Raw genomic sequence first — 13599 nt, forward strand, 5'->3', positions numbered from 1 at the left:
GTTACCAGTTTTGCCGGGAATCGTACTCGCTATATCCTTTGTATGAATCACTTTGCCTGATTTCCGTCATCAGGCTTGATGCATCCTGATTATCGACGCGATAAACCCCATCGATTGTAATACTGGCCGCTATTTTAGTCTGATATTTAAAATTGAGGGTAAACTGATTGTAATACATCCAGTAAACGCCAGCAGCGGTATAAGCGCAAGCCTCCTCCTCTGCAAAATCGTGTCTCCCAATCCCGTGATAGTCAATGATTGCGTGCGTGCATTCGTGTATGACAATACTCTTATTAGCATAATTATTTAACTTGAATCCGACCGGCAGCGTGATTTGATTGTGTAAATAACTGCCTCCCCGCCCTTTGACAGTTTTCATTTGCAACTTGATTACTCCAGACTCAATTCTATCCGCAATTGCCAGGTACATATCCGAACGGATCGGGTTTCCTCTCAATTCAAAATTAATCAGGCTAACAACCGGATCGTGTCTTAGGAAAGAGACAATTTCATCTTTAAGATTAGCCATTCCTGTTTGGGTTAAATAAAATCATCTTAATAACTCTGAAAAAGCATTTCGGCCGCCACGCAGGGCGTGACGGCCGAAAGCCTTATTACCACCGATTGACGTGCGGCGTACCGAAAAGCTTTACTTCCCGCGCCGACAAAGTGAGGCTTGTTGTCATCGGCATCGAGCCCGTTTCGATGAAACTCTCGCTGTACTGCACGCAATACACGTCGGTCAGTTCCAGTTCTTTCTGAGTCTGCTCTTCGTCAACATTCTTGAAAACGATCTTCGCGCTCGACTTTTTTCCGTCCGGATCTACCATCCATTCCCACAGGCTCTGGCTTTCGGAAACGCTCGACGAATCCACCTGCACGAATACAGTTCCGCCGTAAACTTTGGAAGAAACGCGGCCTTTATCGTCTATCGACTGGGATAAGGAATAGTTGCATGAAATCACTGAAATACCGTCGCCGGATGGACCACCGTCCCAGGTAAAATAGGCGTCAAAACTTGAAGCTGGCATAGTTGTAATTGTTTAAAAGTGAAAAGAATAGATTATGGATATATTAATTTAATTTGATTAGAGACCCCTGGACATTGATCAATCCACTCGACTTAATATCTGTGCTTGCGTCTCCTTCCACGGTCATTGTGGCTCCTTTAATATTTGCACTTGCGGTACTTTCTGCATTCAGCTCGGTACCAGCTTTGATGTCGGTCGCCGTCCCGCTTTCCAGCTTGATATCCTGGCTGGCTTTCATCGAAATTTGCCCGGCCTGCACATCGAAACTGGAATTCGCATTCATAGAAATGTTATTCGATGCTTCCACATTCAGGTCTTTGCATTTAATATGGACAAGCCCATTTTCGACCTGCATTTTTATTTCACCATCGTCCTTAAAACTGAATTGCAGGAAAGTATCCAGCTTATTCCGGTTGCTGATCTGAATTTTCGCATCCCCGTCTTTATCCAAAAAGACAACCATATTACCCGACCGCGTGGCGATGATTTTCACGTCGTTATTATCCGAGGTATAAGCAATATCCTCTTCGGGCTTTGGGTAAAGACTTGTGAGTACAAAAGGATTTTCGGCTAAATTTCCTTCATAACCGATCATCACCATCGCCCCTATCTCCGGCACAAAATTGGTCCCTCTACCCTGTGAATTGTGCATGGTACCAACCCGCATCCAGATCGATTCCTGGTCCTGCTGTCGCGACTGGCTCCAAAAGAATTTCACCCGCACGCGCCCCAGCTGGTCAGTATCATCATTTGCGATCACCTCCGCCTGCTCGGTTTCGCCCAGCGGATTGGTTACAAAAGGATTATTAGGAGGATGCTGCGCCGATTCGGGAACTGCATTAAAACTATTCTGGTAACTCCCGGCCGTATTGATCTCGTGGCGAATGTGCACCACCCGGTATTTCCCAAAATTCTCCTCATAAGCTTCCCCGCGCTCATTCAGTCGCTGCCCTTTTACGGCCAGTACTGTCCCGACGCTGATCGTGGGCGTTTCGCCGCTGCCTCTGAAATCGACCATGGAAGTAACCCGCGCCGAGCGTTCCATTTTCGTAAGTTCGTCCACTTCACTCTGTCCGCTGATAATTTCCGGTGCAGGAAGCAATGCCGTTTGAGCAAAAAGGGTGTCCGATTGTTCCAATGCAAACTCGCTGAGCGAAGTAAGCCCGTCGACCTGCTGCTGGGCAGATTGTCCCGTAAAAGCTTCCGGAACTGTATAATTGTATCCCTCAAAACTGAATGCAGCCGGTTGCAGCTTCAATGCAACATCGAAATTCTGCAAGCCGTCGACCAGAAAATCAACTTCCGCCCCGCCGTTTCCGTGGCCCAGTACCAGCTCGCGACCGTTATAGTAAAACCACTCGCAGCAGCGATCAGCAACGCGGCTCAGAAATTTGTAATTGCTCTCATTATATTGGGTGAAAGGCACTGCACGGCCGCCGTTTTCAGGATTAAGCTGCTTTCTGAGTAAATTCTGAGGGTAAGGCTGCAATACCGCATTAAATATATCCTGCACGGTACCTCTCAAAAACGACCTCCGCTGAACCGAATCTTCCATGACGATCGTCGGACTGTACCCTTTCAGCACGAATGCGCTGCTCATATCGCTCAGGCTTCGCAGCCGGATCTCGGTCACAATACCCTGAAATGTAAAGTCAAACGATTCCTGGCCAAGCCGCGGGCTAAATGAAAAAGTGATCTTTTTGCCCATTACCGCCCGATGCGCTTTGTTGAAAAAATGCTCGCCTGCATCTTCCAGCTGATCAAACGGTACCAGTAGCTCGAACCAGTGGTGTGCAAAAAGGTCCTGCTCGATCACCAGCCCCAGGTGCCGCGTGATCTGTACGCCGCCTTCGATCTCAATGGAAGTATTAACCTGTCGTGCCATTAACTTTTAATTTCAACCTGACCAATTTTCACTTTTACCGGGAGCAACACCAATTCGTACACCAGCGCCAGACTGCTGTCACGCACGAAATAATCCTTGCCTCTGTGCTGCGGCATATAGTCTTCTGCATTAGGCACATGCGCAATCTGGTATCCCCGCATGGTCGACTGCCGGGCCGCAAAAGATTCCCTGAAACCCACACAATACGCGTCCTCAAACTCCATTTTCCGCAATAGCTGTGAATCGTTGTCATACTTGAACTCGATCTGCCCGCTCAGCTGCCGGTCGTTTTTAAATGCCCAATCGTACAGCAATGCGAAATCATCGTTTTGGGTCGGCGAAATCGTCATTCTGATTAGTCTCGCTTTCGGCGCATCAGTCGGACTTCCGCGTTCGTCGGCATTGCGGTTGCAGCCGTAGGACACTTTTTTGACCAGAAATTTCTTCCCGTCCAGCGTAAAATGCGCCTCGACTCCGATAGTAGCGTCCTGCTCAGCCATCTTTAAAAATTTTCAAGTTTAGCCTCATCGATTTCCACGCTCGAAGCGGTGATAGTCAGGCAGGTAATGAAGTTTTGCAGCCGGTTCGTGAGTTTCTTATCCATATCATCAGTACCATCGTCAAACATTTCCACAAACTCGGTACAAACTGCTTCCTTGAAACTCAGTGTTTTGAAAGGCCCGTTTTCACCAAATTGCTCCACCGACAGATCGTATTTCTGCGAAGGCTTATTCGCCCATTCGATCAAAAAATCGTCCATGACCATTTCCAGCTCCACATACAAATGCGCCCACTGGATCGGCGAAGTAATCGACATCGCATCATCCACCGTCTGATGCAACTCAAACCGCATAAACATCACGCTGTATTCGTGATCCTCGATTTGCATTGTGCTTGCGAAGGACATTTTTTAATGTTGAATGATTGAATGACTGAATGACTGAATGGACCTTTGAAGTAGTGATGCATTTGTCACCCTGAGCGCAGCCGAAGGCTCGTACAATGTCACCCTGAGCGCAGCCGAAGGGGGGGTGCTCCATGTCCCTTCGACCGCCGGGCGGCCCCGTCCGCTCAGGGTGACAGTACATTCCTTCCTCCCTTTCCTCCTTCCTCCTATTTCCCTACTGCTGCGCATACTCCGCCGCCCATGCCGCCGCGTCCAGATCATCTCCTTTTTGGCCGGTTAATGCGATCATGAAGTTTTTGGCTGGGAAATAGGGAACCATGTGAATATCGAGATAGACTTTATCCTTCTGGTTTTTATCCTGCTCAAAACGCATTACACTGAACTTTTCGATCAGTTTGCCCGGGCCGGTTACGCTGTCCAGGAACTTGATGATCTGCTTTTTCAGATCGTTTTTAGTATTGTAATCGAAGTTTTCAAAAGCGCGACGGTTGAGAAAATCGATCAGTACTTTGGTGATATAATCAAAAACCCGCACGACGGAATAGGTTTGTAAACCCACGTTATCGCCGTTGAAAAGCGTCTTCGCCGAAAACGCCATTACTTTGCTGTATTCATTCACCATCGGGATCAGCCCCATTTTTTCAAGATCCGCGATCTCCGATTTTTTGAGCGGAAAACGCACACCGTCCACTTCACTCAGCGTCCCATGCTTTTTACCCGCCGCCACCTGCGACATCAGCGTTTTATAAACATTGCCCGCCAGCGCAGTAGAAGGTGGTAAGTACAAATCCTCCTCTTCGCCCAGATCAGCGTGCTTCGCCCTGCCTACCAGCCAGTTACACGTCATCATTACATTGGACAAATGCGCCGCGCCGCCTGTCAGGTTTGCCGATTCGAAAAGCTCCATCACGTCTTCCGGCGCATCGAGGTGCATGAAGTCGGTAAGCAGCATTGTTTTGTTCTGATGCGCCAGTTTCGCCCATTTGTCCACCACTTTTCCCGAACCCAGGTAACCCGGCACATTCAGGATCGAATAGTTTTCGCGCAGGTCGAGCCGGTCGAACTTCGCAGCCAGCTCTTCTCCCACCGCATCAATGAATGTCGTAACGTCCAGGTCCTGCAACTGGTCTGGCGCCGCATTCAGGAACGTCACATTCTTCACTTTTTCCTGCTCGGTATTCTTGAAAAACATCGCCACAGAACGGTACGATTGTTCCAGCGGCCGCACTGTTTCCACTGCTTTTCCAAGGTTTTCCTTCAATAGTTCCAATGCGGTATCAGCCTGTTTCTGACCCATTTCGATCATATCAGGAACGGAATCGCCACTGCTCAGCAGCTCGGTCCAGAGTTCCAGCCGCTTTTTCAGCTGCTGTCTTTCTTTCTTTTTATCAGCCTCGGTGAGAAATATCTTCTTCCGCGCCTTTTTCTCGGGATTAATATTCGCGGCGCCTTCGATAATAGTCTCTACAAGGTCATAACTGCCATATTTCGCCAGAAGCGGCAACCCCGTTTCCAGCGGCACCGCAGTGCGTTCTTTGAATGCCGGGGCAATGTCTGTTTTTTGTTCAGTGGACATGTTTTTAATGTTGAATGATTGAATGATCGAATGATTGAATATTTATTCTAATGAGTGAATGAGTGAATGTTTTTAATTAGTGAATGAGTGAATGTTTCTAATAATTGACTAGGTCGCCTGGCCATATGAATGAGCGAATTAGCAAGCGAGTAACTTTTCATTCACTAATCGCACCGGCGAGCCGGTCACTCATTCAGTCATTCAATCATTCACTCATTCAATCATTCAATCATTGAACTACCCCGCCTCCTCCAACTCATTGATCAGCGTCTGAAATACACCTAGCAATGCGGCTTTCGCTTCTGGCTTTTCGAGCGCGGCTTTTAGTATTTTGTTTACTTTTAAATGCCTTACTACCTGCTGGTAAGCTTCACTTCTTGCGTCGAGATCCTGTAAGAACGCGCTTTGGGCGATGATGCCTTTTTTACCAAAATCACCCAGATTTTTGAACCGGAGATTTTCATTGATAAAGCTGCCGTCCTGTGTGATGAACTCTACCTCCGCCTCGGGCTGATAGTGTGCAAAAACCTCTTCGGTCGTTTTCAGGTCATAAACCATTTCGGGCCGCGGCGACGGGTCGCCTGTGAGTTGCGTCGCGAATAGCGTTCTGTTTTGTGGGATATCCGCAATGCCTTCGCTCGACTGGTCGATCTTGCGTTCATTCCCCCCTATTCCGTAGTTGAACATGCTGGTATGTGGTTAAGAGTAAATTTTATAACTAACTATTGATAATCAACCTATTAATACAGTCGGGCAGCCTTGCATGATCGTGCCGCCATGCGCCGTCGAATCGCCCATTCTGACAGCCGGCCTGTTTCCGATCATGACCGTCGCAGAGCCTGTCACAATGGTGTCGGGTGGACCGACGCACACGCACATATCGCCCAGGACAGCAGCCGGCACCCCTCCGATCAGCGCCAGGGGCGCTCCCGGCGGTAAAATTGGTCCGCCCACATGCGGTATCGGCGGAGTACCCGGCGTCACCATCGGACAAACATGCATATCGCCTATTCGAGCTGCTGGTTGGGACATGGTTGTTGGGTTTTAGCTGTTGGCAGTTGGCTGTTAGGTATTAGCTTTTAGCTTTTTGATAATATTTTCTATCAATCCTGTCTTTCAATACAATTCACGCGCTAAAAGCTAACAGCTAATAGCTAATTGCTAAAAACCAACACCTCATTTCACTTTCTTAAAATCAAATATCGAGCTCAGCGAAACGCCTATTCCTACTGCGGCTGCACCGATTGAGATGTATACGCCGGGTTTTGCATAGCTGGTCAGGCCCTCGGGATTGGATATTTTTTCTTTATAATCTTTGTAATCCTTATTGAGCATTGAGTAGGTCACTGCGCCGAATGCCAGTGCGGCTACACCTGCTCCCAGCTTGATCGCCCCCCACTTCCGCGCCTGTTTGATCTCCGCCTGGTTAACCTGGCTGATCTGCTCCGAAACGCGCTCGGCTTGTTTCGCATCCTGCTGGCTCATAGCCGGTTTCTTTTCCATTTGCTGCGTTACGAGCGGCTCTTTTTTCTTTTGTAAAGAATCGTAAGTCGCGGAAGGAGCAGGGTTCACCGGCGCCGATTTCGCATTTTCGGAAGAATTGAATGCAACGCGCGTCAGGTACACAATCCAGTCATTGCCCGATTTATCCGCCCGCAGCTCGGCTACCCGTGTGATCGGCTGGTAAGGTGTATTATCCTTATTGCTTTTTCCTTTAAAATGCTGGGTGTAAAAAACTTTGACAAAAGGATACTTATCTACCTTCACATCGCCCACAACCAGGTTTGTAAATTCAATCGTATTGGTCTCCGATTTGACATAAAACAGGTCAAAATTACTGAGGTACTTCTCGATCGGCGTGTCCAGTCCCGGCGCGCTCACCTTATGTTTCGGGTCCACATCATCCTCCACGATCACCCCGTCATTCACAAAAATCTGGTCGTTACTGGGCATGTAACTGTTCATCATCAGGTACTTGCGCTCATAATTACTCAGGTCTTCGTTCGCGATCGCATTCAGCAGATCGTTCAGTCCCTTTATCCTTTCCCGCGCCAGTACCCGTATTTCATCGGCGTCTTTCCGGCTCAGCGTTTGCGCGCTGGATTGATTAGTTAAAAATGCCGCTGCCACCAGCAAAAAGCAGGTATTGTTGATCAAAAACTTTTTCATCGCATTCATGAGTTTCAATTACTTTTTCTCGGATAAATCAATAATCTGCACTTCCACGCGCCTGTTCAGCCGGCGGTTTTCTTCCGTATCATTCGGCCGCACCGGGTGCTTGCTGCCCATTCCCGTCGCTGTGATGAGTTTTTCCGAAATACCTTTATTGATCAGATATCTCGTTATCACTCTCACACGGTATTCCGACAATGTGAGGTTCAGGTTCGGATTACCGACATTGTCCGTATGACCGCTGATCTCCAATCCTTTACCAGTATTATTTTGGATAAATAGCGCCACTGAATCCAGGTAAGCGCGCGATTGCGGCGGCAGTTTATAATCGCTTCTTGGAAAATAAAGCGTCTTCCCGGAGACATTTCCCACCTCGGTTTTTGGATTTTCTTTTACCGTCAGAATCGCTTTCCGATCTGGTATTCTTAAAGATTTCAGAGTCAAACCCTCTTTCAGCGAAGCTACCGCCGTACTGAAATCAGCCTGATCTGCACTGCTGACACCAAAACTGTAAGACCGTCCCGGCGCGACTTCCGCGAAGTAATGCCCGTCGTTAATGCGGTTAAGCGGAACAATAAGCCGGCTGTCTTCCACCAGCTGCACCCGCGTTCCCTGCTGCGCATTGAGGATATTGACCGACAAAAGGGTGTGCTGCTTACTCAGTTTAATAATGTAAGTCCGCGGTTCCTGATCGGTTTTATCCAGGATCAGGTTGCCATTGTAGGCTTGATAACCGGCGGACTTCACTTCCACGGCTACGATATCTTTCTCAGTGAATACAATCTCGGCAGTCGGTCTGGTTGCGAGCAGACTGAAACAATCTTTCTTCTCTTTTTGGGTATAATAAAGGCAAATATCCGCTGCCAGTGGCTGGTTAGACATCGCATCGCGCACCTCGATGCGCCGGATAATGGAGGTCGGCGTGCGAACGGAATCTTTGAGCTCAAAATGCTTTTGCTCCGATTGCGCATACGGCTCATCGCTCGTTTGCTTCCCGAGCGGCATCAATGCAAATGCTACGAAATAGGTACCTTCCGTTTTCCCGTCTATGTTCAACGGAATGTGCAACGACTGGTATTGCGGCGCTTCAATCGTAAGTACCGACACATTGCAGGGCATTTCCACATTGAATATACCCGCGGAATCAGTCTTGCCCAACCTCATTTTTCCCTGATCTGTTTTGGCTGACAAACTTGCTTTCAATGCTTCCGAGCCGCTGATATCCGTCACTTTTCCGGCCAGGAAACCGCATTGGGCGTAGGCAATGGCGCTTCCTATCCACAAACAAAAAGTCAATATGTGCTGACCGTATTTCATTTGTCCTCGCTGGTTTCGACCCCGATATTTCCTAACAAAACCTCCCAGTTCACCGTATCTTTTCCATCGATGGTTTTCTGATACGATTCCAGTTTTACGCGGATATTTTTCTTGGTAATATCCCCGTAAGCCACTTTTCCATTGGCTGCAAATCCTTCAAAAACCTGCTGCGCGGCGATAATGCCGTAATAATTCCCGTCATTTTCCTGTTTCAGCTCGCTCACGTACTTTACCTCGTTCCAGGTGATATTGATCTTGCTGTAAGGCAGCAGTTTCAGCCGGTTCAGGTATTCTTTGACAGGATATTTTTTAACCCCTTTCGGCGAACTTACCGCCACCGTCGCCTGCGGCTCAAATAGGCTAAGAGCCTGTTGTACAGCCTTATTCTTTTCATCCGACTTCATACTTTTATCTCCGATAATGCGCAGGTAAGAAGTAAATTCATCCACCCGCCGGATCCCTTTTGCGCTGTATTCCTTGTATTCTGTGTCCGACAGAAAAGGTTTGGGTTTCTCTTTCGGTACCTGCGGCTGCTCTTTTACGGCTACTGGTTTCTGAGGTTTATCCTCAGCCTTTTTCACAATCTCCTTTTCCTTTTTTTCAATGTCTTTATGGGCCAATGCAAGCAATGGGGCCACATCTACAACATCACGCAGTATCTCGTGGCGGCCGTCGCGGTAGATTACCGTCGCCACTTCTTCTTTATTGATCGAAGCCGGGTTTCCCTCGCCCGTGAGATAGTTGATCACATCGTCGCTTTCGTAAGATATTTTACCCGAAATCACAGTGAGCGGGACACTTTTGACGATAATATCCTGGCTTACATTCCGTGGCGGCGCTTTGTAAAATGCCTCGATCTGCGTCTGCGCCTTGTTATTGTTTTCATTGAGTTCTGAAATCACCATAAACTGGCCGCTGGAAGAAAACACGATCAAAAACCGCTTTCTGTGATAAATCCGCGGGATACCGTCGGCGGCGATCCATTCCAGCTTGCTGTCCATCGCGCGGCTCAGTTTCGCCTGCACCGGGTTGCCATTATCCAGCCAGATCCTGTCCTGCGCGTGGGAAAACACCGCAGTAAAAACCAGTAAAAACATCAACAGATATTTCATAGCATTACCTCAATTATCATAGGTTACCAGGCTCATTACCAGCGCGTCAGTCGTCGCCGATTCGATTCTCCATCTACCATAGCGGCCTTCCAGCGTTTTGAACACGATTACCGTATTCACACTTTGCGAATTGACAATAAACGAGACGCCCTTCGCATCATAATCCCGGACTTTAAGCAGTGCATCGTAGATCAGACTATTAAAGTCGATCACACCCATATTCTTTACAATCAGACCATTAGCTGCGGTGACGGCGAGTACTGTACCGCGGCCGGAAATCGAATAGATATCGATGATCGCATCCGACTGCCTTGTTTCTGATGCGCTTACAGTCCCGTTATCCAGATCAAAATAGCTCCCTTCACTTCTTTTTAAAGTGATTGATTTTTGGTTGAAACGCTCGGTTGGTGCATTGGTCGTTTTAGCTTTCAATATGTCGCTATAACCCACGCCACCGCCTTCATTCCGGGCGTATAATGCGACATAGTAATCCGTATTTGCTGCTAATCCGGATATTTCCTGTTCGATTGTGATCGGCAGGTTTTCGGCTACGCTATCAAGTTTTATCACCGTGCCGGTTTCCGTATTCAGGTTTTCATTTTTACCATAAACAAGCCCGTATTCAAGAATTTTGCCACTTTTTTTCTCCTGCCGATCGTTCTTACTGGCCGGTTCCTGGATATTGCCTTTGACTGTAATCTGGGTCCTCCCGGCAAATACCAGCTCCAATGCCGAGAACGTCGGCGGCAGCGGGTCCACCGGGCCGAAAACGTCGCAGCCGACGAGCAATACGATCAATCCAATCCAACTTTTACTTAATATCCTTTTCATAAAATATAGGGTTTTCCCTTAATGGTTTCACCTGACGATGTTATATATACGCAGCCCGTTTTAGTCATTATTATAAGTTGTGATAGAGACTCCCATATTCCCCGAGTACACATCCAGATCCGATCGCTCCATTCCTTTTGAATTGATCCGCATCTTTCCAAAATGCCCTTCATTCGTCACGTAGGCGAGCACCGTGCCGTTGAAAAGCTTGTTCTCCCTGGTGGTATAACTTCCATTTACAAAATCAGCCGTGTATTTAAGACCCGTCAGATCTGAGTATTTCAATGCTTTGAAATCGGTACCGGTCGGCATGACGAAGAATTTGGCACCGTTTCTTGGATAAATACCCGCCGGCTGACCGTAAGGGTACCAGTACATATCCTCCGTTCCGTTCTGCGATTGCAAATGCCCGGTTTCCAGGTCATAAGTATTTGAGAAATTCATAACGAAAGTTGTATCCTGCAATATCGCCGGCTCTCCCACCTTGAATGTGAGCACATTACCATAAGCTACCCCGCCATTTGTGCCCGCATACGCCCGGGCAAAATAAGTCGCGCCCGTAGTAAGCTGATCCAGGTTTGCCGTGAAGCTGCCCGTCGAAACCGAACCGGCTGTCTGCGCTTTCGAATCGTTGATGGTCGGAACCTGGTTTGTGGTTGAAAAACAAACACCATGATTCGTAATTATCACATTGCTATTTCCCGTCGTCACACTATAGTTGACCTTCGCCGCATTTGCCTGCACACCCGAAACACCCGAAGTTCTGATTGAAGGAAGAATATAATTTGCTGTTACAAAGCTCGTTACCGGACCGTAAATAATCCCGCCTCCTTCATTTACTGCGTAAGCCCGGATGTAATACTTTTCCAGCGCCGAAAGTCTCGTGATCTGGTCTTCCCAATTGTAGGGAGAAGCTGCAATCGCCTCGCCGCCCTGCTCCACGTACCCGTTTTCAATCGTAGGCTCGTCGAGTATCCCATACACAAACCCGAAATCCTGAATTTTGCCGCTCTTTTTCTCCTGCCTGCTATTTTTCGAATCCGGATCTGCAACCTGCGCACTAACCCGAACCTGGTTATTCGAAACTTCGACAATGGTCACCTCCGAAACCTGCGGTACCAGCGCATCAACCGGCAGGAACATATTGCATCCGTCGAGGCAGGCCGCGAGGCTGATTAAAACGATATTTGTTATCCTTTTCATTTTCGAATATTTACCGGTTGCCGTAACACATCACTCCGCCCACGAGTCAAGGCTTTCCATGTAACTTGCAAAAGTCCTTTTCAAAATGCCCGGATAAGGCCGGTTGACCCTGATCCCCCTGCTTGTTGAATGGGGCGGGAATCTGAACATATCGCCTTCCCAGTCTCGGTTAATGTATTGCATCGCGTCGGCGCAGTACACATTGGCACCGGTTGCATTGGCAATATGCTGTAACATCAGCTTTCCATCTCCCCAGCCCCCCACTTTCGCGGGATCGCTATTGGCGGCTGAGCAGGACAGGAACACAATATTGCTCAGCTTGCAAGGCGCCCATTTTCTGAACAAAAAATCATTGGTAACATCTATCAGTTCTTGGCCTAGCGCAAGCCCGAAACCGCCCACTTTCTGCGGCAGCGAATAACCCGCCACCATCGACATGCCGTTGTAACCATTACTGTTTGTGGTACTTATGCCGTGGACGATGATAAAGACATTCGTTATTTTTCTTGATGAAATGATATTAAATGCAGTCTGCAGAATGCCCTCAGTACTATCTGCCCCGGCATTGAAGTAAAGGCTTTCCTGTGCGTCAAACTGGTTACTTCCCGAGAAGTCCAGATCACAAATAAGCAACCGATCCGCTTTCATAGTCCAAAAAGTGATTTCAACATCCAAAGATTTCCGCCTACGTGTATCAGTTCTCCGTTGTCCCAGTAACCTATCATCTGCGGTGTGCTGAGTGTGGGAGTAAAATTTACCAGTTGATCTTCGTGATTTTGCCGGATCAGGTGTCCCCTCAGCCGCTGGTTCCAGGGCTTGGCAAACTTGGCCGACTGCGCCCTGCCTACACCCAACAGCGTATCCGCGTCATCGACGTTGTTAAATCCATAATCCCGCATATCATTCCCGGTTCCACCTACATGGTCTAGTTCGAGAATATGGCCAAATTCATGCGCCGCAGTGTTCCTGACATAATCCACCGCGTGTGCAACGCCATTGATCCTGCTCACTGCGGATTCTGACCTGTACCTGTGCGGCATCCAGGAAAACATATCCGTTTCGACATCACTTCGATTGAAACAGCCGGTTTTTGGTACAGCCGTTGTGTTGATAAAGCTTCTGAAAGTATTTGGTTTTTTGCCCGTATTAAAGATCGATAATGCCACGTGCGCCTGAGCGGGCGAAGTCTTTACGATGTCCATTGACAGTCCGCAAACGATTTTTGCAGGAGTCAATCCCTTTGACGATTTGTACCATGGACGGTTTGGAACGAGATCAAATTTTTTATCCCAGTAGTTCGTGATCACTTTTTGATACTCATTCTCAAAGTCTTGCCACTCCGCCATTGTCCAGGGATTCGCCTGGTATTTGTATCCGCTCGACCTATCCGTAATAGTCCCCTTACCGTCGATAATCAGGTCATCGAATATTCCGCGGTCGGTAGGCTCTACTTTCCGCAGGTGTACACGCACCTGGATCGTCAGCTGCAATGTATTATCATCCAGCGGCAATAAAACCGAATCCCAATTTGTGGATTTGTAAGAAATCAAATAATGCATAATTAC

15 protein-coding genes are annotated in these 13599 nt (G+C 48.0%); all 15 read right to left on the minus strand.

All coding sequences use genetic code 11. From position 1 onward, the window contains the following. Window position 1: 1 nt before the first annotated feature. The gene (locus tag LZG94_RS22635) at window positions 2-529 is read right to left on the minus strand and encodes a hypothetical protein (RefSeq protein ID WP_233793966.1); all 528 of its coding nucleotides are present in this window, start codon (window positions 527-529) and stop codon (window positions 2-4) included. 85 nt (window positions 530-614) lie between these two features. Then, entirely contained in the window at window positions 615-1031 is a 417-nt protein-coding gene (tssD, locus tag LZG94_RS22640) for a type VI secretion system tube protein TssD (protein ID WP_215236258.1), read from the minus strand. A 43-nt stretch (window positions 1032-1074) separates the two neighbouring features. Then, entirely contained in the window at window positions 1075-2916 is a 1842-nt protein-coding gene (locus LZG94_RS22645) for a type VI secretion system Vgr family protein (protein WP_233793967.1), read from the minus strand. Next, the gene (tssD, locus tag LZG94_RS22650) at window positions 2916-3416 is read right to left on the minus strand and encodes a type VI secretion system tube protein TssD (RefSeq protein ID WP_233793968.1); all 501 of its coding nucleotides are present in this window, start codon (window positions 3414-3416) and stop codon (window positions 2916-2918) included. Before tssD (LZG94_RS22650) ends, LZG94_RS22645 begins: the two co-directional genes overlap by 1 nt. 2 nt (window positions 3417-3418) lie before the next feature. Beyond that, complete coding sequence (tssD, locus tag LZG94_RS22655) at window positions 3419-3823, minus strand: type VI secretion system tube protein TssD (protein ID WP_233793969.1); 405 nt, start codon at window positions 3821-3823, stop codon at window positions 3419-3421. Window positions 3824-4037: 214 nt separating this feature from the next. Next, window positions 4038-5399: a DUF5458 family protein gene (locus LZG94_RS22660; protein WP_215236254.1), complete on the minus strand. Its 1362-nt coding sequence runs from the start codon at window positions 5397-5399 to the stop codon at window positions 4038-4040. A gap of 237 nt (window positions 5400-5636) precedes the next feature. After that, window positions 5637-6086: a hypothetical protein gene (locus LZG94_RS22665; protein WP_215236253.1), complete on the minus strand. Its 450-nt coding sequence runs from the start codon at window positions 6084-6086 to the stop codon at window positions 5637-5639. Window positions 6087-6131: 45 nt separating this feature from the next. Further along, window positions 6132-6431 carry a PAAR domain-containing protein gene (locus tag LZG94_RS22670; RefSeq protein WP_233793970.1) on the minus strand — a complete coding sequence of 100 codons (300 nt, stop codon included), beginning with the start codon at window positions 6429-6431 and terminating at the stop codon, window positions 6132-6134. 144 nt (window positions 6432-6575) lie between these two features. Then, on the minus strand, window positions 6576-7568 hold the full coding sequence (locus tag LZG94_RS22675; protein WP_233793971.1) for a hypothetical protein: 993 nt from the start codon (window positions 7566-7568) through the stop codon (window positions 6576-6578). Between the two features lie 18 nt (window positions 7569-7586). Further along, window positions 7587-8888 (minus strand): OmpA family protein, encoded by a 1302-nt coding sequence (locus LZG94_RS22680; protein WP_233793972.1) that lies wholly within the window; start codon window positions 8886-8888, stop codon window positions 7587-7589. Then, complete coding sequence (locus LZG94_RS22685) at window positions 8885-10000, minus strand: hypothetical protein (RefSeq protein ID WP_233793973.1); 1116 nt, start codon at window positions 9998-10000, stop codon at window positions 8885-8887. Before LZG94_RS22685 ends, LZG94_RS22680 begins: the two co-directional genes overlap by 4 nt. A gap of 9 nt (window positions 10001-10009) precedes the next feature. Further along, complete coding sequence (locus tag LZG94_RS22690; protein ID WP_233793974.1) at window positions 10010-10831, minus strand: fibronectin type III domain-containing protein; 822 nt, start codon at window positions 10829-10831, stop codon at window positions 10010-10012. A gap of 60 nt (window positions 10832-10891) precedes the next feature. Next, a complete protein-coding gene (locus LZG94_RS22695; RefSeq protein ID WP_233793975.1) occupies window positions 10892-12034 on the minus strand; it encodes a hypothetical protein in 1143 nt (380 codons plus the stop codon). 30 nt (window positions 12035-12064) lie between these two features. Beyond that, the gene (locus tag LZG94_RS22700) at window positions 12065-12682 is read right to left on the minus strand and encodes a hypothetical protein (protein ID WP_215236248.1); all 618 of its coding nucleotides are present in this window, start codon (window positions 12680-12682) and stop codon (window positions 12065-12067) included. Then, window positions 12679-13593: a hypothetical protein gene (locus LZG94_RS22705; protein WP_233793976.1), complete on the minus strand. Its 915-nt coding sequence runs from the start codon at window positions 13591-13593 to the stop codon at window positions 12679-12681. The genes LZG94_RS22700 and LZG94_RS22705 overlap by 4 nt, the downstream gene beginning before the upstream one ends. Window positions 13594-13599 lie beyond the last annotated feature (6 nt).

Source organism: Dyadobacter sp. CY343, from assembly GCF_021390335.1.
Classification (GTDB): domain Bacteria; phylum Bacteroidota; class Bacteroidia; order Cytophagales; family Spirosomataceae; genus Dyadobacter.